16 protein-coding genes and 2 pseudogenes are annotated in these 19507 nt (G+C 71.2%); 6 read left to right on the plus strand and 12 right to left on the minus strand.

The features are described from left to right. Entirely contained in the window at positions 1–1254 is a 1254-nt protein-coding gene (locus LUX31_RS07625) for an aminotransferase class V-fold PLP-dependent enzyme (protein WP_235474012.1), read from the minus strand. Positions 1255–1658: 404 nt separating this feature from the next. On the opposite strand from LUX31_RS07625, the gene LUX31_RS07630 reads away from it, so the two are divergent. Then, positions 1659–2372 (plus strand): FadR/GntR family transcriptional regulator, encoded by a 714-nt coding sequence (locus LUX31_RS07630; RefSeq protein ID WP_235474013.1) that lies wholly within the window; start codon positions 1659–1661, stop codon positions 2370–2372. A 79-nt stretch (positions 2373–2451) separates the two neighbouring features. On the opposite strand, the gene LUX31_RS07635 is transcribed toward LUX31_RS07630, so the two are convergent. Both LUX31_RS07635 and LUX31_RS07640 read right to left on the minus strand, forming a co-directional pair. Then, positions 2452–2931: a potassium channel family protein gene (locus LUX31_RS07635; RefSeq protein WP_235474014.1), complete on the minus strand. Its 480-nt coding sequence runs from the start codon at positions 2929–2931 to the stop codon at positions 2452–2454. 485 nt (positions 2932–3416) lie between these two features. Next, complete coding sequence (locus LUX31_RS07640) at positions 3417–4262, minus strand: helix-turn-helix transcriptional regulator (RefSeq protein ID WP_235474015.1); 846 nt, start codon at positions 4260–4262, stop codon at positions 3417–3419. A gap of 107 nt (positions 4263–4369) precedes the next feature. Between LUX31_RS07640 and LUX31_RS07645 the strand changes: the two genes are divergently transcribed. The 3 genes from LUX31_RS07645 (at position 4370) to LUX31_RS07655 (ending at position 7103) form a co-directional block, all read left to right on the plus strand. Further along, positions 4370–5227 (plus strand): helix-turn-helix transcriptional regulator, encoded by an 858-nt coding sequence (locus LUX31_RS07645; RefSeq protein ID WP_235474016.1) that lies wholly within the window; start codon positions 4370–4372, stop codon positions 5225–5227. Between the two features lie 178 nt (positions 5228–5405). Further along, a complete protein-coding gene (locus LUX31_RS07650; RefSeq protein ID WP_235474017.1) occupies positions 5406–6245 on the plus strand; it encodes an SDR family NAD(P)-dependent oxidoreductase in 840 nt (279 codons plus the stop codon). A gap of 75 nt (positions 6246–6320) precedes the next feature. Continuing rightward, positions 6321–7103 carry an SDR family oxidoreductase gene (locus LUX31_RS07655; RefSeq protein WP_235474018.1) on the plus strand — a complete coding sequence of 261 codons (783 nt, stop codon included), beginning with the start codon at positions 6321–6323 and terminating at the stop codon, positions 7101–7103. Here LUX31_RS07655 and LUX31_RS07660 read toward each other — a convergent pair. The 5 genes and pseudogenes from LUX31_RS07660 to LUX31_RS07680 form a co-directional block, all read right to left on the minus strand. Further along, positions 7078–7278 carry a hypothetical protein gene (locus LUX31_RS07660; protein ID WP_235474019.1) on the minus strand — a complete coding sequence of 67 codons (201 nt, stop codon included), beginning with the start codon at positions 7276–7278 and terminating at the stop codon, positions 7078–7080. The genes LUX31_RS07655 and LUX31_RS07660 overlap by 26 nt on opposite strands. Positions 7279–7763: 485 nt before the next feature. After that, a pseudogene (locus LUX31_RS07665) lies at positions 7764–8330 on the minus strand (amidohydrolase family protein); the annotation flags it as partial. Positions 8331–8502: 172 nt separating this feature from the next. Then, positions 8503–9621, minus strand: coding sequence for an IS4 family transposase (locus tag LUX31_RS07670; protein ID WP_235474020.1), 1119 nt, complete (start codon positions 9619–9621; stop codon positions 8503–8505). A 106-nt stretch (positions 9622–9727) separates the two neighbouring features. Continuing rightward, positions 9728–10591 (minus strand): annotated as a pseudogene (locus LUX31_RS07675) (amidohydrolase family protein); the annotation flags it as partial. A gap of 85 nt (positions 10592–10676) precedes the next feature. Continuing rightward, positions 10677–11456: an Atu4866 domain-containing protein gene (locus LUX31_RS07680; protein ID WP_235474021.1), complete on the minus strand. Its 780-nt coding sequence runs from the start codon at positions 11454–11456 to the stop codon at positions 10677–10679. Positions 11457–11760: 304 nt separating this feature from the next. On the opposite strand from LUX31_RS07680, the gene LUX31_RS07685 reads away from it, so the two are divergent. Continuing rightward, complete coding sequence (locus LUX31_RS07685) at positions 11761–12039, plus strand: Atu4866 domain-containing protein (RefSeq protein WP_235474022.1); 279 nt, start codon at positions 11761–11763, stop codon at positions 12037–12039. Between the two features lie 434 nt (positions 12040–12473). Here LUX31_RS07685 and LUX31_RS07690 read toward each other — a convergent pair whose 3' ends face one another. The 4 genes from LUX31_RS07690 to LUX31_RS07705 all read right to left on the minus strand — a co-directional run bounded on the left by LUX31_RS07690 (position 12474) and on the right by LUX31_RS07705 (position 17928). Beyond that, the gene (locus LUX31_RS07690; protein ID WP_235474023.1) at positions 12474–13724 is read right to left on the minus strand and encodes a cytochrome P450; all 1251 of its coding nucleotides are present in this window, start codon (positions 13722–13724) and stop codon (positions 12474–12476) included. Between the two features lie 130 nt (positions 13725–13854). Next, entirely contained in the window at positions 13855–15108 is a 1254-nt protein-coding gene (locus tag LUX31_RS07695) for a vWA domain-containing protein (RefSeq protein ID WP_235474024.1), read from the minus strand. Then, positions 15105–16388, minus strand: coding sequence for an AAA family ATPase (locus LUX31_RS07700; RefSeq protein ID WP_235474025.1), 1284 nt, complete (start codon positions 16386–16388; stop codon positions 15105–15107). The genes LUX31_RS07695 and LUX31_RS07700 overlap by 4 nt, the downstream gene beginning before the upstream one ends. 61 nt (positions 16389–16449) lie before the next feature. Then, positions 16450–17928 carry a hypothetical protein gene (locus tag LUX31_RS07705; RefSeq protein ID WP_235474026.1) on the minus strand — a complete coding sequence of 493 codons (1479 nt, stop codon included), beginning with the start codon at positions 17926–17928 and terminating at the stop codon, positions 16450–16452. 273 nt (positions 17929–18201) lie between these two features. Here LUX31_RS07705 and LUX31_RS07710 point away from each other — a divergent pair, with 273 nt between their 5' ends. Next, positions 18202–19503 (plus strand): extracellular solute-binding protein, encoded by a 1302-nt coding sequence (locus LUX31_RS07710; protein ID WP_235474027.1) that lies wholly within the window; start codon positions 18202–18204, stop codon positions 19501–19503. Positions 19504–19507 lie beyond the last annotated feature (4 nt).

Consider the following 19507-nt stretch of genomic DNA (forward strand, 5'->3'; position numbering starts at 1 on the left):
TCACTGCGATGTGAGGTGTGCGTCGTGCTGGGTGCGGGCCCATGCGCCGAGCACCGGAACGCAGTGCTCGGCGAAGTACTCGAAGTCGGCGGCCGTGTTGTACACGTGCGTCGACAACCGGAGGTAACCGATACCTCCGAAGCTGGTGAAGGCGGCCTCGACGCCCAACTCCGCGGCGACGCGGTCGCGCAGGGCGTCCGCGGCGGCGTGCGTGGTGCCGAGGCCTTCGGGAAGCCGGACCAGACGCAGCGCGTTGACCGGCATGCCGACGTCAACTGCGCTGTCGACGCCGGTGAGTTCGGCGAAAGCATCGCCGACGATCCGTTCCGCGTAGTCGGCCAGCGTCCGCATGTAGGCGCGTGCCGTGTCCCAGCCCCAGGTGTGCTCGACGAAGCCGAGGGCGGTCGGCGCGGCGAGGTAGCTCGTGACGTCGACGGTGCCCTGGGTGTCGAAGCGGGCGGGGTACGGCTCCGGGGCGCCCCACGAATCGATCAGCGGGTGGAGGTCGTCGCGGAGCGGACCGCGGGCGACCAGGGCCGCCGTACCCCGCGGCGAGCAGCCGAACTTGTGGAGATTGCCGACCCACACGTCGCAGTCCAGCCCCGCGAGCGGGTCCTCGGCCAGTCCTGGCACATGTGCGCCGTCCACCAGCAGCGGGATGCCGCGTTCACGCGCCACGCGTCCGATCCGCTCCACGGGCATCCAGCGGGCGGTGGCCGAGGTGATGTGGTCGAGGACGATCAGGCCCGTCGCGTCGGTGGTCCCGGCGAGGATCGCCTCGTACGCACGGTCCTCGTCCGCGTCGAGCGGAACGTGCGCGGTACGGACGGTGCCGCCCCAGCGCCGGGCCAGGCGCTGCGCTCCCATGGTGACGGCGCCGTAGCCATGGTCGGTCACAAGGACCTCGCCGCCTGGCCTCGCCGGTACGTTCGTGTAGACGACGCTCGCGCCGCCGCTGGCGTTCGGGACCAGGGCGAGGTCGTCGACGGCGACCCGCAGGAACGCGGCGACCTCGGTCCGGGCGGCCGCGACCCGGGCCGACAGCCCTGGGAACCACACGCCCGGCGAGCGGTCCATCTCCGCCCGCAGCCGGTTCTGCTCCTGCTGTGCGACGACCGGAACCGCCCCGAACGACCCGTGGTTGACGTGCTTGTGCGCGGGATCCAGCGACCAGGCTTCGGCCGCCGGTCTTCCGTCGGCGAGCAGCAGGGGGCTCGGCGCGGTGGTGACAGTGCTGACATCCAGCTCGCTCACGTATGACTCACGATCTCCCTGGCCCCATGACGGCAGGCCCACACATCGGACGGCAACGAAAATAGGTCAGATGACTTGCGGCGCATCGTGGCATCGAGACGCTGGGGCAGGCAAGGGGCCGGGGGCACCGACATCAGACGGTCACGGGGAACAGAGGGGCGTTCCGCACTTGTATCGCATCCTTGAGCACCCAAAGAATGCCCCCTTACCTGCAAAGATGCCGATGGATGGGACTCGGTGGCGCAATCCGCGAGGCGAGGGGCGACTTGATGGCGTTGTGACCGACCGATTACGCCCTAGAAATAAGTCATTGGATGACTTGAGGGGAGATGCCGTAACTCATCAGATGACTCTGTAGGCTGCCGAAGGCCGAGCGAAGCGGCCGAGTCCTCAGGAGGGGAAGAATGTCCGCAGTTGACCAGGCGTTCCACGGACTACGGCACATGATCTCCACCGGCCGCCTGGTGGCCGGGCAGCGCATCCCGCCGGAGGGCGAGCTGTGCGAGGAACTGGGCGTCTCCCGGGGCTCCTTGCGCGAGGCCGTACGGATGCTCGCGGCCCTGCGGGTGATAGAGCCCCGGCACGGCTCGGGCACCTATGTCTCACAGCTGCGGCCGGAGGACATCGTCGGCAGCCTGTCGCTCACCGTCGACCTGCTGCCGCTCGCCGGACTGCTGGAGATGTACGAGATCCGGCGGATCCTGGAATCCCATGCGGCGGCGCAGGCGGCGGCCCGGATGACCCCCGAGACACTGAAGTCGATCTTCGAGCACATCGAGGCGATGGAGGCGACCGAGGACCCGGAGCGGGTCTCCGCCCTCGACCAGAGCTTCCACGCGGAGATCGCCCGCGTCGGCGGCAACCCCACGCTCGGTTCGCTGCTCGGGGTGTTCCGGGCCCGGTCCCGCGCCTATCAGGTGTTCACGCTTCCCGACGGCCCGCACATCAAGCGCGCCAGTGACGAGGACCACCGCGCGATCGCCACGGCACTCGCCAACCGCGATCCCGTCGCCGCCTCGGGCGCGGCCGCGGCCCACGTGGCCCATACGGAGAAATGGCTCACGGCCTTCCTCCAGCAGCAGCCGGCCGGCGACGGCGACGCGGGCGCCCAGGAATAGCTGCTCCGGTCGGCGTTGTCCGGTGGGTCGCCGCCTCGGGGAAACGCACGACCGTGGCTGGAGCAGCGCGCGGCGCCGTTCATTCAGTCCGTCCCTCGGGCCGGTCATGGCTGGTGACCAGGTGTTCCAGGCGGTCGAAACGGTCGTGCAGGGCGCGGGCGGTGTCCTCGCACAGTTCGTGGGCGGTGTGCGCGAGACGATGCCGGCGTTTCTCCTCCCGGCCGACGAACCAGGTGGCGAGGGCCGCGGTGACCATGCCGTACGTGGTGATGCCGACGACCATCACCACGGCGCCGACGATCCGGCCCCACAGGGTCACCGGGTAGAAGTCGCCGTATCCGACGGTCGTCGCCGTCTCGACCGACCACCACAGGGCCTTCGGGTACGACGTCAGGTTAGCGCCCCTGGCCCCCTCCTCGGCGGCCACGACCGCCCACGAGCCGAGGAGCATCACCGCCCCGAGGGCCGCTGTGGTGCCGCCCGCCGCCTTCAGATGCAGCGAGCGGCCCTCACGGCCGAGGAGGAACTCGACCGTCCGGGTCCAGAACTGGGGCAGCATGCCCCGGATCCTGCGGGACGGACGGCGCGCGGGCCTTGCGGGCGCGCGGTGGGGGCGGGCGTGTCATTCCATCGGCCGGTGCGGGCCGTGGGTGGGGGTGGAGGGAGAAGGAGGCCGGCGCGGGCTCGGGGCAGGGCTGCTTTCCTCGCCCCCGCCGCCCCTACCCGTTCCCATCCCCAGGGGCTCCGCCCCTTCGACCCCGTCAGGGGGCGCAGCCCCCTGAACCCCCGGCCGGGACTGCGTCCCCAGCACCCCGCTCGGGGGTGTGGGCCTGGAGGTTCGGCGGGGACTGCGTCCCCTGCACGCCGCTTGGGGGCGTGCGCCTGGGTGTTCGGTGGGGGGTGGGGCCCGTACATCCTGCTTGACGGCGCGAGCCTGGACCCCGCTCGGGGGCGTGTGCCCGGACGTTCGCTGGGGTGGGGCCCGTGCATCCCGCTTCGGGCTGCGCACCTGGAACCCCGGCGCGCATCGCGTCCTCCGTGGTGCTACCTCTGGGCTGTCTCGGTCTGTTTCGGGTGGGTGGCCATGGTCCTCAGGGTTTCGAAGGCGGCGGCCGTCGGGCTGGTCGGTTCGGCTTGGTAGACGACCAGTTGTTGGTGGGGGGCTCCGTTGACCGTGAATGCCGCGAATTTGATGTGCAGGTCGCCGACCTGGGGGTGTTTGAGGTGCTTGCCCTCTTGGGATTTTCCTTTCACGTCGTGCCGCTGCCAGAGCTCGGCGAATTCCTTGCTCTGGGCGGAGAGTTGCGTCACGACTTCGGCGATTCGGGGCGATTCGGGGTCGTGGCCGTAGGCGGCCCGGATTTCGGCGGTGCAGGAATGCGCGGCCCGCTCCCATTCCTGGTAGAACTCGCGGCCCGCCGGGTCGACGAACACCATGCGGGCGAGGTTGTCGAACGCGTCGAACCCGCTGTGGAGGGCCGTGGCAAGGGAGTTGCCCGCCATGATGTCGAGGGCCGGGCCGACGACGAAGGCCGGGGTGTGCTCCCAGCCGTCCATCAGTTGCAGCAGCTGCTGGCTGACGGCCGTCTCGCCTCGGTCGCGCGGGCGTTGCGAGGCGGTGAGGCAGAGGCGGTTGAGATGGTCGGTGGCCTCCGCGTCCAGTTTCAGCGCCTGCGCCACGGCGTCGAGGACCTGCGGGGACGGGCTGTTCTCGCGGCCCTGTTCCAGCCTGATGTAGTAGTCGGAGCTGACTCCGGCGAGCAGCGCGACTTCCTCTCGGCGCAGGCCCGGCACCCGGCGGCGCCCGTGTTCGGGCAGACCGACGTCGTGCGGCTTCAGGGCTTCTCGGCGGGCTCTGAGGAAATCACCCAGGGGTGTCCCGTTGCTCATGGGGCAAGCCTACGGACTTTCGTCCTCGTGGGGAGCGGCGATCCTGGGTGTATTACACCCACCGTCGGCAGGACTCCGCGCGCCCTTCTCCGCCTAGCCTTGACGGTATGGACAACGACATTCGGCATGACCCGGTTGGAGGGCTGGGTCGGTTCCTCCGCTCCCGTAGAGAACGTCTCAGCCCTGACGCGGCGGGACTGTCCGGCGCCGGCCGGCGGAGAGTGCCCGGCCTGCGGCGTGACGAGGTCGCGACGCTCGCCGGTGTCAGCCCGAGCTACTACAGCCGGCTTGAGCAGGGCCGTGAGCTGAGCCCCTCACACCGAGTGCTGGAGGCTCTTGCCCGCGCGCTGCGCCTCGGGGACGAGGACAAGGGGGAACTCTTCCGGCTGGCACAGCCGGCAACCCGCCGTACGAAGTCACCGGTCCGGGTCGAGCGGGTCCGCCCGCACCTGCGGCAACTGATCGAGAGCTGGACCAGTACACCGGCCTTCATCATCGGCCACGCCCAGGACCTGCTGGCCACGAACGCACTGGCCGACGCCCTCTACGGCGACTTCGCCCAGCACGACAACGTACTGCGCATGCACTTCCTCGACCCCACGGCGAAGACCTTCTACCGGAACGCGGAGCGGGCCAGGCACCGTGCGGTCGCCGACCTTCAGCGGACCGCCGCGAGCACCCCCGAGGATCCCCGGATCCTGGAGCTGGTGGGTGAACTGTCGGTGCGCAGTGGCGAGTTCCGCGCCCTGTGGGCACGCGAGTACACCCGGGTCCCGCCCTACGACGTCAAGCATGTGCGCCACTCCGTCGTGGGAGACCTGGAGCTGCGGCACGAGGCGCTCAGCATCCGCAGCGTCCCGGGACAGCAACTCGTCGTCCTCCAGGCCGAGCCCGGCTCCCCCTCCGCCGACGGACTGGCCCTGCTGGGTTCCGTCAGTGCGCCCGAAGTACCTCGCCTTTCCTAGTCTTTCCTAGTCTTTTCTAGTCTTTCCTAGTCTTTCCTAGCCTTTCCGATCCTTTCCTGGGTGTGGGACTCCCAGGAAAAGCGCGGCCTTCATCGCTCCTGGGCCGACGGGCAGACTCGAATTCGTCAACAGGAAGTCCCCGAAAAGGGGAGCCGAAAAAGACGAAAGAGGTTTTCCCATGGCTACGTGGTTCGTCACCGGCGCCTCCCGTGGAATCGGTGCGGAAATCGCCCGTGCCGCCCTGGCGGGAGGCAACGATGTCGTGGTCGCCGTACGGAATCCGGAGCGTGTGCCGGACGATCTGAAGAACTCCGACAAGGTCTTCGCGGTCGCCCTGGACGTCACGGACAACGACAGCATCCCGCGGGCGGTCGAGGCCGCCGTGGAGCGGTTCGGCGGCATCGACGTCCTCGTCAACAACGCCGGCCGGGGTCTGCTCGGCGCGCTGGAGGAGATCACCGACGCGGAGGCCAGGTCGCTGTTCGACCTCAACGTCTTCGGGCTGGTCAATGTCACCCGCGCCGTGCTGCCCGTGATGCGCAAGCAGGGCTCGGGCCGGCTGGTGCACATCGGCTCCCGCTCCGGGTTCGAGGGGGAGCCCGGTGTCAGCCTGTACTGCGCGTCGAAGTTCGCCGTCGCCGGCATCAGCGAGGCGCTCTCCGTCGAGATGGCCCCGTTCGGGATCCAGTCGATGGTCGTCGAACCGGGCGTCTTCCGTACGGACTTCCTCGACGCCAGTTCCCTGTCGGTCGCCGCGGACCGGATCGCCGACTACGACGACACCCCGGCGCACGTGACGCTGGACTGGATCGACCGGGCCAACCACGCGCAGCTCGGCGACCCGGTCAAGGGTGCCGCGCTCATCGTCGAGGCCGCCTCCACGGAGAAGCTGCCCACGCACCTCTACCTCGGGCGCGACACCTTGGAGCGGCTGGACGTCAAGTATCAGCAGGTGCAGGAGGATCTCGCCGCCTGGCGCGAGAAGTCCGCCGCCACCGGCCATGACGACGTCGCCTGACGCATCGCCAGAGATCGGTCCCAGAAACCGTAAATCGGTCCCAGAAACCGTCCCCAGCAAAGAGATTGAGGTTTTGTGATGTCCGTTGCCCTGCTCACCGGCACGCCCCTGGCCGGCCGTGTCGCCGTCGTCTCCGGTGCCTCCAGCGGCATGGGTGCCGTCACCGCCCGGCGCCTCGCCGAACTCGGCGCCACCGTGGTCGTGTTGGCCCGGCGGAAGGAGCGTCTCGACAGTCTGGTCAAGGAGATCGAGGCCGCTGGCGGCTCCGCGCTCGCCCTGGCCGTCGACGTGACCGACCGTGCCGCTGTCCGGAGCGCCGCCGACCAGGTCGCCGCCCGCTTCGGCAAGGCCGACCTGGTGTTCAACAACGCCGGGGTCCAACTCATCTCCGGCATCGAGGAGTTGAAGGTCGACGACTGGCAGCGCCAGATCGACCTCAACATCGGCGGCCTGATGAACGTCATCGCCGCGTTCCTTCCGCACCTGACGGATGCCGCCGCCCAGGGCAGGCCCGCCGACCTGATCAACACCTCGTCGATCGCGGCGACCCGCATCCTGGCGAAGTTCTCCGTCTACTCCGGCACCAAGGCGTACATCAGCCATCTCACCCGGCTGCTCCGCGTCGAACTCGGTCCCAAGATGGTCCGCGTGGCCACCATCGAGCCCGGCATGGTCGAGACCGAACTCCCCGACCACGTCACCGACCCGGACGCCTCCAAGCTGATGGCCGACCTCATCCACGACATCGACTGTCTGCAGTCCGCGGACATCGCGGAGACCGTCGCCTTCATGGCCGCCGTCCCGCGCCAAGTCAACCTCACCGAGATCACCGTCATGCCCACCGCGCAGGCCATCTGAAGTCCGTCCCGTCATGGCGGGGGAGGAACAGCATCCGGCTGTTCCTCCCCCGCCATTGCGTGTTGGTGGAGACGGGCGGCAGCAGCACGACGACCGGCGGCACGATGTGGCCGCCGAGGAAGGAGCTGGCCGCGATGGTGAGGGCGGCTGGCGCGAGGGCGAGTACTGCGCGCATGCGCGCAGGGGTGCGGCCAGGGGCTGGGGCACGGAGGCGAGTACGGGGACGGCGGCCAGGGCGGGCAGCGCGCCGGCCCGCAGGGCGAGGATCGCGGAGGGGACCCGGCGACACGGGATCAGGTACAGGGCCATGAGGGCGGCGCCGATCCAGAAGACCGCGTGCCGGCCGAGCCCGGTGGCGACGGCCTGGGCACCGATCTGCGGGAGCACGGCGGCGGCGAACATGCCGCTGGTCCGCTTCGTTTTCTCGCCCCCGCCGCCCCTACCCATTCCCATCCCTCGGGGGCTCCGCCCCCGAACCCCCGTATCGCGCTGGACGCGCTCGTCCTCAAACGCCGGACGGGCTCAAAGATCCAGCCCGTCCGGCGTTTGAGGGCAAGGCCCGTTCAGGGCCGTAACGGGGGTCTGGGTGCGTGGCCGCCGTCTGTCGAAGGAACGTGCCGGGGGGACGAGGGTGGGAACTGCCCTGTGGGCGGGGGGTGTTCAGGCCGCCGGGGTGTTCAGCACGTACTCGCGTGAGGCGTGCACCTCGTTGCGCAGGGCGGTGAGGTCTACGTCCAGGACCTGGCCGTTCCACTTGCGGGGTTCGCCGTTGATGAGGACGGCGCTTATGTTGCGGGCGTCGGAGCCCAGCACGATCGTGCCGATCGGGTCGTTGAGGGGCATGTTGTTGAGGTCCTCGGCCCGGATGACCAGCAGGTCGGCCTTCTTGCCCGGGGTGAGTGAGCCGGTGACGGCTGCCAGGCCGTTCGTTCGGGCGCCCTGGAGGGTGGCGAAGTCGAGGACGTCGTACGTGGTGATGCGGGAGGGCTGTACGTCGGTGCCGTACGCGGTGTTGACCGCGCGCATCCGCTGGATGGCGTGCAGGGCCCGCATCTGGGTGAACATGTCGCTGGCCAGGGCGACTTCGACGTCGATGCTCAGTCCGGGGCGGATACCGACGGCGAGGGCCTCGTCGACTGCGGGGATCGCGGTCTCCAGGCCGATCTGCGCGTCGGAGGTCGGGGCGAGGGCCACCGTGGTGCCGGACTCCCCCATCGCCTTCCATGCAATGCCGTTGCTTTAGTGGTCGTGCCACCGGTTGTTCAAGGCCACGGTGACCGGTGGACGTCGGCTGCTGGAAGGTTCGCCAGGGGCTTTGCTTGCGTAGCCGGTGATGCAGGAACGGATCTTGCGAGGGCAGTCACGGGATCGGCGGCGGGGCAGCAGGCTGCAGCCGATTTCAGAGAGTCCGAGGCGTCGGTCCCGCTTGCGAGCTGAGGGGGGAAAAGCCGCTCGGTGAGATCACCGAGCGGCGGACGACGTGCAGGGCCCAGGTGAACGAGGTCCGCTCGGCGATGCTGTGGTGCAGGCGGGCGGCCTCGTCCAGCAGATCCCGGGTGGCATGGTGCACGATCAAGTGCGCGTAGATCTCCTGCCGCACGCCGTCCGGTGTCTGTGACCTGAGGACCGGCCGGCCGCGTTGGTGAGTCTTGATCTCGTCGAAGACGAGCTCGATCTCCCAGCGCCGGGCGTAGAGGACGGCGAGTTCTTCGGCGGGGTACTTCTCATGGTCGGTCAGGCTGGTGATGAGCCGGACGATGTCGGCCTGCCCGTCGACGCGGTACTCGATCACCCGGACCAGCGCCGGCGGCGCCTTGACGGTTCCGGCCGCTTTGCTGTGCTTGTTCGCCTCGATCCGGGCGAGGTAGCTGCCGTCGGGCAGGACGTCCTGGACCCGGCGTGCTTTGCGTCGCTCGATTCGCCACAGCAGGTGCGTGCCCTGGTCCCGGAGCCGGTGCCAGCGGGCCAGACCCCACAGTCCCCGGTCGGCCAGCAGCAGCGTGCCGGTCCCGGCATGGGAGTCCAGGGCGTCGGAGACGATGCGCTCGGAATCCTTGAACCCGCCGATCGCGGCGTCCAGGACGGCGTGAGAGGAACACTCGGCCACCGCGACCACTCTGGCCTGCGGATAGCCCATGGGGCTGCGCTGGGATCCGGACTTGCCGAAGGCGTCGTTGTTGCCCGCGGAGTCGGGCACGGCCAGCAGTATCCCGTCCAGGGCCAGCACCCGCAGCCCCCGGAACCGCTCGCCGTCCGCGCCGAGCGGCCGGGCCACGGACCGGAACAGTTCCCGCATCACCGGCCAGCCGAGCCGCTGCCGGGCCCTGGTCAGCGACGACTTGTTCACCCCGGACCAGGACCGCAGTCCCCTGTCGCCCGTCTTCACCAGCCGGAGGACCTCCAGGTAGTCGGCCTGCGGGAACAAGCACATCGCCAGCACGAAGTAGACCGTGAACCGAGCGGACAACAGACGTCGGCGCTTCTCCGAGCGACCCGCACCGCCCACCACCTGGTCCACCAGCTCAGGCGGACACGACCGGGTCAGGACCCCCAACCCCAGTCGCTCCAGCCGCGATATCAGCACACCGCTTCAACCGCCCGGACCCCGCAAAAGCAACGGCATTGGCCTTCCATGCCTCGGGGGTCAGGCCGGTGGAGTGGATCAGGGTGACGTCGGGGCCTAGGACGCCGTCCTTCGCCCAGCGCAGGACCGCCTCGGAGCCGGACGTGCCGAAGACGGCGTCGACGCTCACTCCGATGCCCAAGTCCTTGGCGACGCGGGCGAGTTCGGGGCCGTACGCGAGTGCCGGGCCGGCGATCTCGTCGGTGGCCAGGGTCGCCAGGCGCAGGGTGAGCAGTTGGTCGTCGCTGCTGAAGTGCTTTTCCTTCATGCGGGTCAGGTCGCCGGGCCACTGGCGGTCCCATTCGCCGAAGTGCGGGCCCATGGACGCGTGCACGCCTCGGATGCCGGTGTCGACGAGAGCCTCGATGGCGGCGTCGGAGTGCTCGCCGGTGCGGGAGTTGTGGGAGAAGTCGAGCATCGTCGTGATGCCGCTGTCGATCGCGGTCAGGGCGGCCAGGCGAGTGCCGATGTACATGTCCTGGGGCCGGTAGACCGTGGCGTAGCCGGCAAGGGTGGCCATGACGTAGGCGCCGAGGTCGTCGACGTCCGGCATGATCCGGCGCAACTGGGTCTCCCAGGCGTGCCGGTGGGTGTCGACGAACCCTGGGGTGATGACCGTACCTGTGGCGTCGACGACCACGGCGTCGCCCGCGTCGAGGCCGCGGCCGACGGCGGTGATGGTGGCGCCCTCGACGAGGACGTCACCGCCGTCGATGACGCCGAGACCGGGGTCCATGGTGACGACGGTCGCGCCGGTGAACAGGATGCGCCGCCGGTCGGCAGGGCGGCGCCGGAGCTCTTCGAGGACGGCGGCGCTGGTGGTGTCGTTGACGTTGGCGTTGGCGTGGGCCGTGTTGGCGTTCATGAGAGGTCTTCTTTCGGCTTTCGATACGGCGGGGAGGTGGGGTGGGGAGGTGGGGTGGGGAGGTGGGGAGGTGGGGCGGGGAGGGTCAGGCGAGCTTCATGACGTAGCCCGCGTGGTGCAGTTCGTCGGCCTGGAACGCTCCGTAGGCCCAGAAGCCGAGGTCGTCCAGGTAGTCGATGCGGTCGCCGTCGATCCAGTAGCGGCCCTGGTAGGCGTGCGGGCGTCCGCCCCGGGTCTCGTCGTAGCGGCCGTCGGCGGTGAGTTCCTGGTGCAGGAAGTCGTTCCGGTCGATCCAGACGCCGACGCGCGGGCTGCCGGTCAGATCGGCGGCGGCCGGGATGCCCGTCTCGGGGGCGGTGGCGCGGCCGGGGGCGTCGGTGCCGGCCCACAGGACCGGTCGGCCGGCCGCGACGAGGGCGCGGATCTGCTCCGGCCGGGTGAAGAAGGTGGCCACGGCGCTGGGCACGTCGGCGGCGAGTTCGTCGGGCAGGACCAGGAAGTCGGGGGTGTTGCCCGGGGTCAGGGTCGCGACGTACTCCGAGCGGTGACCGCGGCCGCCGGTCAGCGCCACGGTGTCCACGACGGCGGGGGCGATGGTCAGGCCGGTGCAGTCGACGACGATGGCGTTGTCGTCCCCCGCCGCGGTGATGATGCCGGGGCCGACCCCGACGACCAGGGAGCCGACGAACAGCAGGTCGGCGCCGGTCATGGTCCCGATCAGCGGGTCCGCCGTCAGGATGCGGGCGTTGGTGAACAGGACGGGACGCCCCTCGTCGTTCGAGAGGATCTCGGCGAGGGCCTCGGGGTTCCAGCGCACGGCGCCGAAGTCAGTACCGGAGTCGGAGATGGCGTGGGTGACGGTCATTGCGTGCTCCTCGGTGGAGTCGCCTCGTCGATGTCACCACTGCGCGAACTGAGCGCCGGTACAGGTCCGAGGCGAGTGTTTCGGCAGCTGTTGCGGCTGCTCGACCACCAGATTCGTCGCGCCGGGGAATCGGAACCAGGCCGCGGTTTCCCCAGGTGCCGCGCACCCAGGATCCGTGCCGCCGCGTACGTCGGAGGGTGCCCGGGGAGGTCTCTCGCGAAGGTGGGTGTGCGGCACCCAGGAAGCATCCACCTGGGGAGACGGCGGCCTGGTTGCCCCCGGCCGGCGGGGCGATCGTAGAGCCATGACCAGCAACGACACACCCCGCGCCCCGCACCCGTACGTCGGGATGTGGGTGACCGCCGACGGGTTCATCCGCCAGGAACTGCTGCCGAACGGCCGCTACGACGAGGCCCGCGGCAACCGCCGCAGCGCCTACACCGGCAGCTACACGGTCACCGGCGACCACATCGACTACGTCGACGACACCGGCTTCACCGCCACGGGCGATGTCCGTGACGGTGTCCTCTTCCACGAACACCTGGTCCTCTACCGCGAGGGCGCGGAGCCCGCCCGGCGGTGAGCGGCGGCGCCCCAGGCGGGGCCAGGGAGCCGGGGCCGGGGCCGGGCGCGCCTCAGGCGGGCCCCCGGCCCGGAGCGGGCCCCCGGCCCGGAGCGGGCCCCCGGCCCGGAGCGGGCCCCCGGCCCGGAGCGGGCCCCCGGCCCGGAGCGGGCCCCCGGCCCGGAGCGGGCCCCCGGCCCGGAGCGGGCCCCCGGCCCGGCCCGGAGCGGGCCCCCGGCCCGGAGCGGGCCCCGGCCCGGAGCGGGCCCCCGGCCCGGAGCGGGCCCCCGGCCCGGAGCGGGCCCCCGGCCCGGAGCGGGCCCCCGGCCCGGAGCGGGCCCCCGGCCCGGAGCGGGCCCCCGGCCCGGAGCGGGCCCCCGGCCCGGAGCGGGCCCCCGGCCCGGAGCGCGGGGGCAACCCCCATCGATACCGATGGGGGTCCCCGCGCTCCGGGGTCAGGACCCCGCCGCGACCGGACCCGTCTCCGCCTCCACCGGCGTGAAGGCCACGTCCAGGCGTGTCAGCCCGCGGAAGTTGAGGCTGCGCTGCCACTTCGGGGGTTCGGTGCCGTCGAGGCGGAGGTGCGGGAGGCGGTTGAGGAGGGCGTCCAGGACGATCTCGCCCTCCATGCGGGCCAGCGCCGCGCCGAGGCAGAAGTGCGGGCCGTGGCCGAAGGACATGTGCCGGCCGCCGGAGCCGGAGCGTTCGAAGTCCAGCGTGTGGGGGTCGGGGAAGACTGCCGGGTCCCGGTTGGCGGCGCCGCACACCAGTAGCACCGTCTGCCCCTCCTCGATGGCGCGGCCCGCGAGGTCCAGGTCGTGCCGGGCCCGGCGCAGCATCAGCTGTACCGGGGCGTCGTAGCGCAGGAGTTCCTCGACGGCGGCGGGCATCAGCTCGGGTTTGGCGCGCAGTTGGTCGGCGGCGTCCGGGTCGCGGAGCAGGGCGAGGGTGGCGTTGCCGATGAAGTGGGTGGTGGTCTCGTGGCCGGCGATGAGCAACAGGGCGCAGTTGGCGAGGAGTTCGTCGAGGTCCTGTTCGGTGTTGTCGGCCTGGGCGTTCACCATCGCGCGCAGGGTGTGGGGAGTCGGCGTCGCGTCCTTGCGGGTGAGGAGTTCCCGCAGGTACGCGAGCATGTCCGCCATGCTCTGCGAGGCCTCGCGGTTACGGTCCTCGTCGAGCCGGGAGTTGCCGATGGCCTCGGCGACCGGCTCGGACCAGGCGGCGACGGCGGCGCGGTCCTCCTCCGGTACGTCGAGAAGGTCGCAGATGATGGTGAGGGGAAGGGGCTTGGCGAGGTCCGCGACGATGTCCATACGGCCGGTCGGCGCCGCCTCGGCGATGATCCGGTCGACGGCCTCGACGATCCGCGCGCGCAGTGCCGCCACCGCACGCGCGGTGAACGCCTTGCCGATCAGGGTCCGCAGCCGGGCGTGGTCGGGGGCGTCGTTGTAGAGCATCTGTCTGCTCAGGACCCGGGCCAGCGGCCGTAGTTCCTCGGGGACGGCCTCGATGTCGGGGTAGCGCACCGAGGACAGGCCGGGCGCGTTCGCGGCGCTGCTGACCACGGCGTGCCCGGTCGCGATCCAGGCGCCCGTGCGGCGGTCCCAGAACAGGTCGTCGGCGCTCCGGAGTTCTTCGTAGAAGTCGTAGAGACGCTCTTGGACCTTGGGACGAAACGCCGACAGAAGTGAGGAAGGGGTGCTCATCGGGCCATCCTTTCAGTCCTGTTGGTCCGGAGATCACCGGGTGCCGAGCCGTGGATGTCTGTCCGTGGACGTCTATACGTGGACGTCTGTACGTGGACGTCTGTGTACGTGGACGTCTGTCCGTGGGCATCTATCCGATGTGGACCACTCTCGCCCAGTCGGGCGGCGAGTCCGGTACGTAGTCGTCGTCGCCCTCGCTCTCGCCCCACCGCCGGGCCGTGGGCTGCCGGGGGAACAGGCCCACCACCGTCCGGCACGGCGGCCGGGTCTCCGGCCAGGGTGTCTGGCCGTCGGTCAGGACCACGACGGCGTCGGGGCGCGGGTTCGCCCCCAGCGCCTTGGCGAAGCCGGTGCGCAGGTCCGTACCCCCGCCGCCCAGCAGGGGAATCCCCTCGGCGCTGCACAGCGGGTGCACGAACTGGGCCGACGCGTCGCACGGCACCACGGTGACCAGGTCCCGTCGGCCGCCCACCGCGCGGGAGATCGCCGCGACCTCCAGGAGCGCACTGCCCAGTTCGGCGTCGCTGACCGACCCGGAGGTGTCGATGACCACGGAGACCCGGGGCGGTCTGCGCCGCAGACTCGGCAGGACGACACCGGGCAGCCCGGCCGAGCGGCGCGACGGCCGGCCGTACGTGTAGTCCTCGCCGACGCCACCGCCTGTGGCCGCCGAGCGGACCGCCGCGCCCAGCAACTCCCGCCAGGGCTGCGGCGGATGGAACGCCTCCTCCGCCCAGCGCCGCCATCCCTTCGGGGCGTGCCCGGGGCGGCCGTTGATGCCCTGCGCCACCCGGAAGCGGACCGCGTCCCGTTCCTGCTCGCTCAGGCCGTGCGCGCCGTCGGGGCCGAGATCCCATTCCCGGCCGAGTCCGTCGGCGCCGCTGCCGCAGTCCAGCCAGTACAGGCCCATCATGTTCGGCGCGAGTTTGAACCGGCTCAGGTACTCCTCCATGAGCAGGCCTTGCGGAAGCCCCGCCGATCCTGGCTGGACGGCGCCTTCGGGGTGGACGAGCCCGTCGCCGAACACGTCGTCGTTGATCTCGAAGTCCGCGGCGATGTTCATCCGCAGCCGTTCCCCGGGGCCGGTCAGCCCGTGCTCGCGGGCGAAGCGGTCGCTGCGGCCGTGGTGGTCGCGCAGCAGGTGCGAGACCTCGTGCACCCACACCCCGGCCAGCTCCTCGACCGGCATCCGGTCCACGAACGCCGGCGAGATGTAGCACCGCCAGTGCCGGTCGACGGCCATCGTCGGGACCTGCCGCGACTCGACGGGGTGCAGGGCGAACAGGGCCGTGGCCAGGTACGGACGGGCCCGCACGGCGTGCAGTCGGGCGGCGAAGAGTTTGCCGAGGTCCAGAGCGCCCGGTCCCGATACGTCGGTGGTCATCGGCCGCCCTTCGCTCCGGTCGCGCCGGCCCCGACGCGTCCCGCGACACGGTCCGCCGCCCGGTCCGCCCGCCGGGACAGGGACACGACACCGGCGAGCTGCTCGATCGCCGTCGGGACGTCCCAGTCCTCTTGCCGCAGCGAGGCCAGTGTGGTCGCCGGGACGACCACCAGGTCCGGGGCCCCGGTCTCCAGCGCCCGGACGAGCAGCGCCCAGGCCGCGTCCCAGCGGGACTTGTCCGGGCGCCCCCGGACGGCCGCCACCACACCGTCCAGCACAGCCTGGCGCAGATCCCCGCGCTCGGGCAGGTCGGCACCGGCCGGGTCGGCGAGCAGCGACTCGGGGTCCGGGAGGTCCAGCCGGTCCAGGCTGGCCAGCAGCTCCAGCCCCGGACCGTCCCCGACCGCGCCCCTGACCAGCAGCGAGAGCACTTCCCGGGAAGAACCGGCGGCGGTCGCGAAGGCGATCAGGCTGAGGGTCATGTCCCAGCTCCGGGGTGACGGCCAGGCTCCGCCCCGGCGCGTCTCGTTGCTGGGCAACTGGTGTACGAGCTTGGGCCGGGCGGCGAGCAGCGCGCACACCGCGCGGCGGGCGAAGTCCACGGCCTCCGGCAGCTTCTCGGGATCGAGCCGGGGCAGCGTGGCCCGGGGCCAGGTCCCGCCGAGGCCGCGTACGACGACCTCGTGGTCGTGGGTCCACCGGAGATGGACGAAGCGGTTGGCGAGCGGCGGGCTCAGTTCCCAGCCGTCGGCTGCCGAGGACCGGGGGTTGGCGGCGGCCACGATCCTTACGCCGGGCGGCAGTTGGAGGGCGCCGATCCGCCGCTCCAGGACCAGCCGGAGCAGCGCGGCCTGAACTGCGGGCGGCGCGGTGGACAGTTCGTCGAGGAACAGCAGTCCCCGGCCGGCCCGTACGAGTCGTACCGCCCAGTCCGGCGGGGCCATCGGCACACCGTGCGTCGCGGGATCGTCCCCGACGACGGGCAGCCCGGAGAAGTCGGACGGCTCGTGGACACTCGCGATCACCGTGGTGAGGGGCAGGTCCAGGGCGGCGGCCAGCTGTGTGAGGGCCGCGGTCTTGCCGATCCCCGGTTCACCCCACAGCAGCACGGGCAGATCGGCGGCCACGGCCAGTGTGAGGGCCTCCAGCTGGATGTCGGGGCGGGGTTCGGTGGTGGTGTCGCGGAGCAGGGTCAACAGCTCGGCGGCGATGTCGAGTTGGGGGGTGGCGGGCAGGGTTGGGGAGGGTTCGAGGGCGGCGAGGGGGATGGCTGTGGGCATGTTTGATCACCTTTGGGTTCGTAGTAATTAGCCAGCAATACAAGGGGGTTTGGGGCGACTCTCAGTGAGTTCGACGGCGGCCGTTCGTGCAGCGGCCCCCGGATCCAGGTGCCGGCCCGGCTCCGGTCAGGCCCGCCCTGAACAGTCCGTACGTGATCCGCCGCTCGGCGGCCCGCTCCAGTTCGTCACGCAGGGCACCGCCGCGCAGCACCGCTTCGGGCCCCAGCAGTCCTTCTACGACGGCCAGCGCACCGGCGATGTCGCCGTGGTCCAGGCGCTCGCGGACGCCGGTGAGGCAGTCCGGGTGGCGGTGGGCCTCGTCGATGGCCCGCAGACAGGGCATCGGGGTGCCGGTCAGCTCGGCCAGGAGTTCCTCCCGGCGGAGCTCGGCGGGGTCGTGGTCCAGCGGGGCGAGCACCCCGTCGACCAGGCCGATCCGGTGCCGGGCGCCCCGGCACTCCACGAGGCGCGGTTCGCCCGGTCGGTCCGGGATCCGGGGCGGGCCGGTCGGCGGACGGTCCGGTACGAGTGCCGAGGCGACCAGCGGGTGCAGCCGGTCCACCTCGATCGCGCCGGTCCGGAGCAGCTCCAGGTCGGGCAGTACCCAGGTCGCCGCGTCGGGCAGGACCGGCAGTCCGGAGGCGTGGCCGGCCTTGAGCGCCTCCGTGATCCGCAGCGCGGGCGGGCCGCCGCCGTCCGGGGCCGCGACCAGCTCCAGGAGCAATCGGCGCCGGGCCCCGAACCGTACGGTGACCGCGCCCCCGCCATGTCCGGTGCCGGTGCCGGTGGACCGTCCGTCGGCGTCGAGCAGCAGCTCCGCCTCGGCCGCCCACCGGTCCACGGCACAGCGGCGCCCCCGCGGCGCCCGGTCCAGCGGATCCGGGGCCGCTGCGGGACCGTCGCCGTCGGGCGGCCGGTCGGCCCCGGACCGGGTCCGCAGCTCATCGGTTCTGCGCGCGTCCCAGAGGTGGCGGTGCAGGTCGAGGCGGAACCGTCGGCTGGGGTGGGGGTGCGGATGGCGGCGGGCGCCCGCAACGGCATGGGAGGCGAGGGAGCCGCAGGAGCCGTGCGCGCCGCAGGAGCCGTGCGCGCCGCAGGAGCCGTGCGCGCCGAGGGAGCCGTCCCACAGCGTGAGGCTGATTCGCTGGCCGGCGTCCGCCCAGGCGGGTGGGGTCCGGGCCACGAGGTGCACCGAGTGGGCGCCGGGGTGCCCGGTGGCGTCGTACCGGGCCAGGCTGATCGTCAGGCCCGGGCGCAGGAGTCCGTCGGGGGCGATCCTCGGCAGGTGCCAGCGCAGCAGGTCTGGTGCCAAGTGGCGTAGATCGGCGCGGAGTTGGGCGGCGAGTTCGCGGCCGTGGGTGCGGGCCACGGACCGTGGGTGCAGATCGACGTCGACGCCCGCGACGGCACACGCGCCCGCCCAGTCCCCGGCCAGACGGCGCGCGGTCGCGGTCTCGATCATGGACGGAGGCACGGCGAACTGTCGTACGCGCGGCCAATAAGAGAGGTGGGTGTCCCCGGACGCGTGGCGAGTGAGCATCAGCACTCACCTTGCGCGGACGGGACCCCCGATCTGTCAACGGAGTCAGTAGTCATCGTGCGGGACCGTACCGACCTCCGGCCGCGGTCCGCCACCTCTTTTCCGCTCGACCATTCCCTCTCAAATGCCATAAATCGCCATAAATAGATTTCGCTACAAGTTCCGAAATTATTCGTGACGGCAGTGCCACTCGACCGAAATACCTCGCTCATACCTTTTCGCCACCAGCCACAGCCACCAGCCACCAGCACAACCCCTGCACAGGAGCCCCGAGTGTCCATACCCTCCCGACGCGGCGCCCTGAAGCTGACCGCGGGCCTCGCTCTCGCGGGCGCCTTCGCCCTCACGGGCTGTGGACGCAGCGACGACACCGCCGCCGCGACAACCGCCGCCGAACCCGTCGACAGCTCCCCGGCCACCGGCACTGTCACCGTCTGGGCCGCCCAGGGCGACGCCGACGTGCTCGACAAGGTCATCAAGCCCTTCAAGGCCGCGAACCCGGACGTCACCGTGAAGCTGACCCTGATACCGAACGGCGAGTACTACACCAAGCTCCAGTCGGCGATCGCGGCGGGCAAGGGGCCCGATGTCGCCCAGTTCTTCCCCGAGTCGCAGGCGCAGTTCCTCGACCCGGCGATCCTCCGGCCCGTCCCGGACGGCCTCGTCGACAAATCGGCCTTCTTCGAGAGTCTCTGGGCCGCGGGGGTGGCCGGGGAGGTCGCCTACACGGTGCCCTGGTACGCCTACACGTACGCGCTCGTCTACCGCGCCGACCTCGCCAAGAAGGCCGGCGTGAGCGCGCCGACCAAGTGGGACGAGACGGTGCCGTTCCTCAAGGCGCTCCAGGGCGCGGGCACCAAGCGCGGCCTCGGGGCCGACATCGGCTGGGACATCTTCAACGGCCAGGACGTCGCGATGTACGCCTGGCAGGCCGGCGGCTCGCTGCTCTCCTCCGCCGGGAAATGGACCCTCGACACTCCGGCGACGGTCGACGCGCTCCAGTACAACGCGTCGTTCTTCACCTCCGGCGTGGCCGACACCAGCGGGCCCACGTTCCTGGACGCGCAGCCGTACTTCGTGTCCGGGAAGACCGCCATGATGATCACCGGACCGTGGGTCGTCGGCCAGCTCGACACCGCCGCGAAGAAGGACGGCTGGACGGCCGCCAATGTCGCCACCGCGCCGCTGCCCGCCGGGTCCTCGGGCAGCAAGTCCTTCTCCGCCGGGGGAAGTTGGGGCGTCCTCGCGGGTGATGGCGACGCGGACGCGTCGTGGAAGCTGGTCCGGTATCTGGCGGAGCCGAGCACGCAGGTCGCGCAGTACAAGGCATACAGCTCGCTGCCGGCGGTCATCTCCGCCTGGGAAGACCCGGCGATCGCGGACCAGCCGCTCCTCGACGCCTTCCTCACCCAGCTGAAGAACACCGAGGCGTTCCCCCAGGTGAGCACCTGGCAGCAGGTCGCGACGCGGCTCGGCAAGGAGATGGAGGCCGTGGCCAAGGGAACGGAGACCGCCGAGAAGGCGGCGGCGAACGTCCAGTCGTACGCCGAGAGCCTCGGCACGGGCACGAAGTGAGCCG

It is taken from the genome of Streptomyces sp. GQFP (assembly GCF_021545335.1).
Lineage (GTDB): Bacteria > Actinomycetota > Actinomycetes > Streptomycetales > Streptomycetaceae > Streptomyces.

Bases quoted from the DNA above. Each gene is read 5' to 3' on its own strand.
- LUX31_RS07630 (WP_235474013.1), top strand. From the start codon at position 1,659: ATGTCCGCAGTTGACCAGGCGTTCCACGGACTACGGCACATGATCTCC.
- LUX31_RS07635 (WP_235474014.1), bottom strand. From the start codon at position 2,931: ATGCTGCCCCAGTTCTGGACCCGGACGGTCGAGTTCCTCCTCGGCCGT.
- LUX31_RS07640 (WP_235474015.1), bottom strand. From the start codon at position 4,262: ATGAGCAACGGGACACCCCTGGGTGATTTCCTCAGAGCCCGCCGAGAA.
- LUX31_RS07645 (WP_235474016.1), top strand. From the start codon at position 4,370: ATGGACAACGACATTCGGCATGACCCGGTTGGAGGGCTGGGTCGGTTC.
- LUX31_RS07650 (WP_235474017.1), top strand. From the start codon at position 5,406: ATGGCTACGTGGTTCGTCACCGGCGCCTCCCGTGGAATCGGTGCGGAA.
- LUX31_RS07660 (WP_235474019.1), bottom strand. From the start codon at position 7,278: ATGCGCGCAGTACTCGCCCTCGCGCCAGCCGCCCTCACCATCGCGGCC.
- LUX31_RS07680 (WP_235474021.1), bottom strand. From the start codon at position 11,456: ATGACCGTCACCCACGCCATCTCCGACTCCGGTACTGACTTCGGCGCC.
- LUX31_RS07685 (WP_235474022.1), top strand. From the start codon at position 11,761: ATGACCAGCAACGACACACCCCGCGCCCCGCACCCGTACGTCGGGATG.
- LUX31_RS07690 (WP_235474023.1), bottom strand. From the start codon at position 13,724: ATGAGCACCCCTTCCTCACTTCTGTCGGCGTTTCGTCCCAAGGTCCAA.
- LUX31_RS07695 (WP_235474024.1), bottom strand. From the start codon at position 15,108: ATGACCACCGACGTATCGGGACCGGGCGCTCTGGACCTCGGCAAACTC.
- LUX31_RS07700 (WP_235474025.1), bottom strand. From the start codon at position 16,388: ATGCCCACAGCCATCCCCCTCGCCGCCCTCGAACCCTCCCCAACCCTG.
- LUX31_RS07705 (WP_235474026.1), bottom strand. From the start codon at position 17,928: ATGCTCACTCGCCACGCGTCCGGGGACACCCACCTCTCTTATTGGCCG.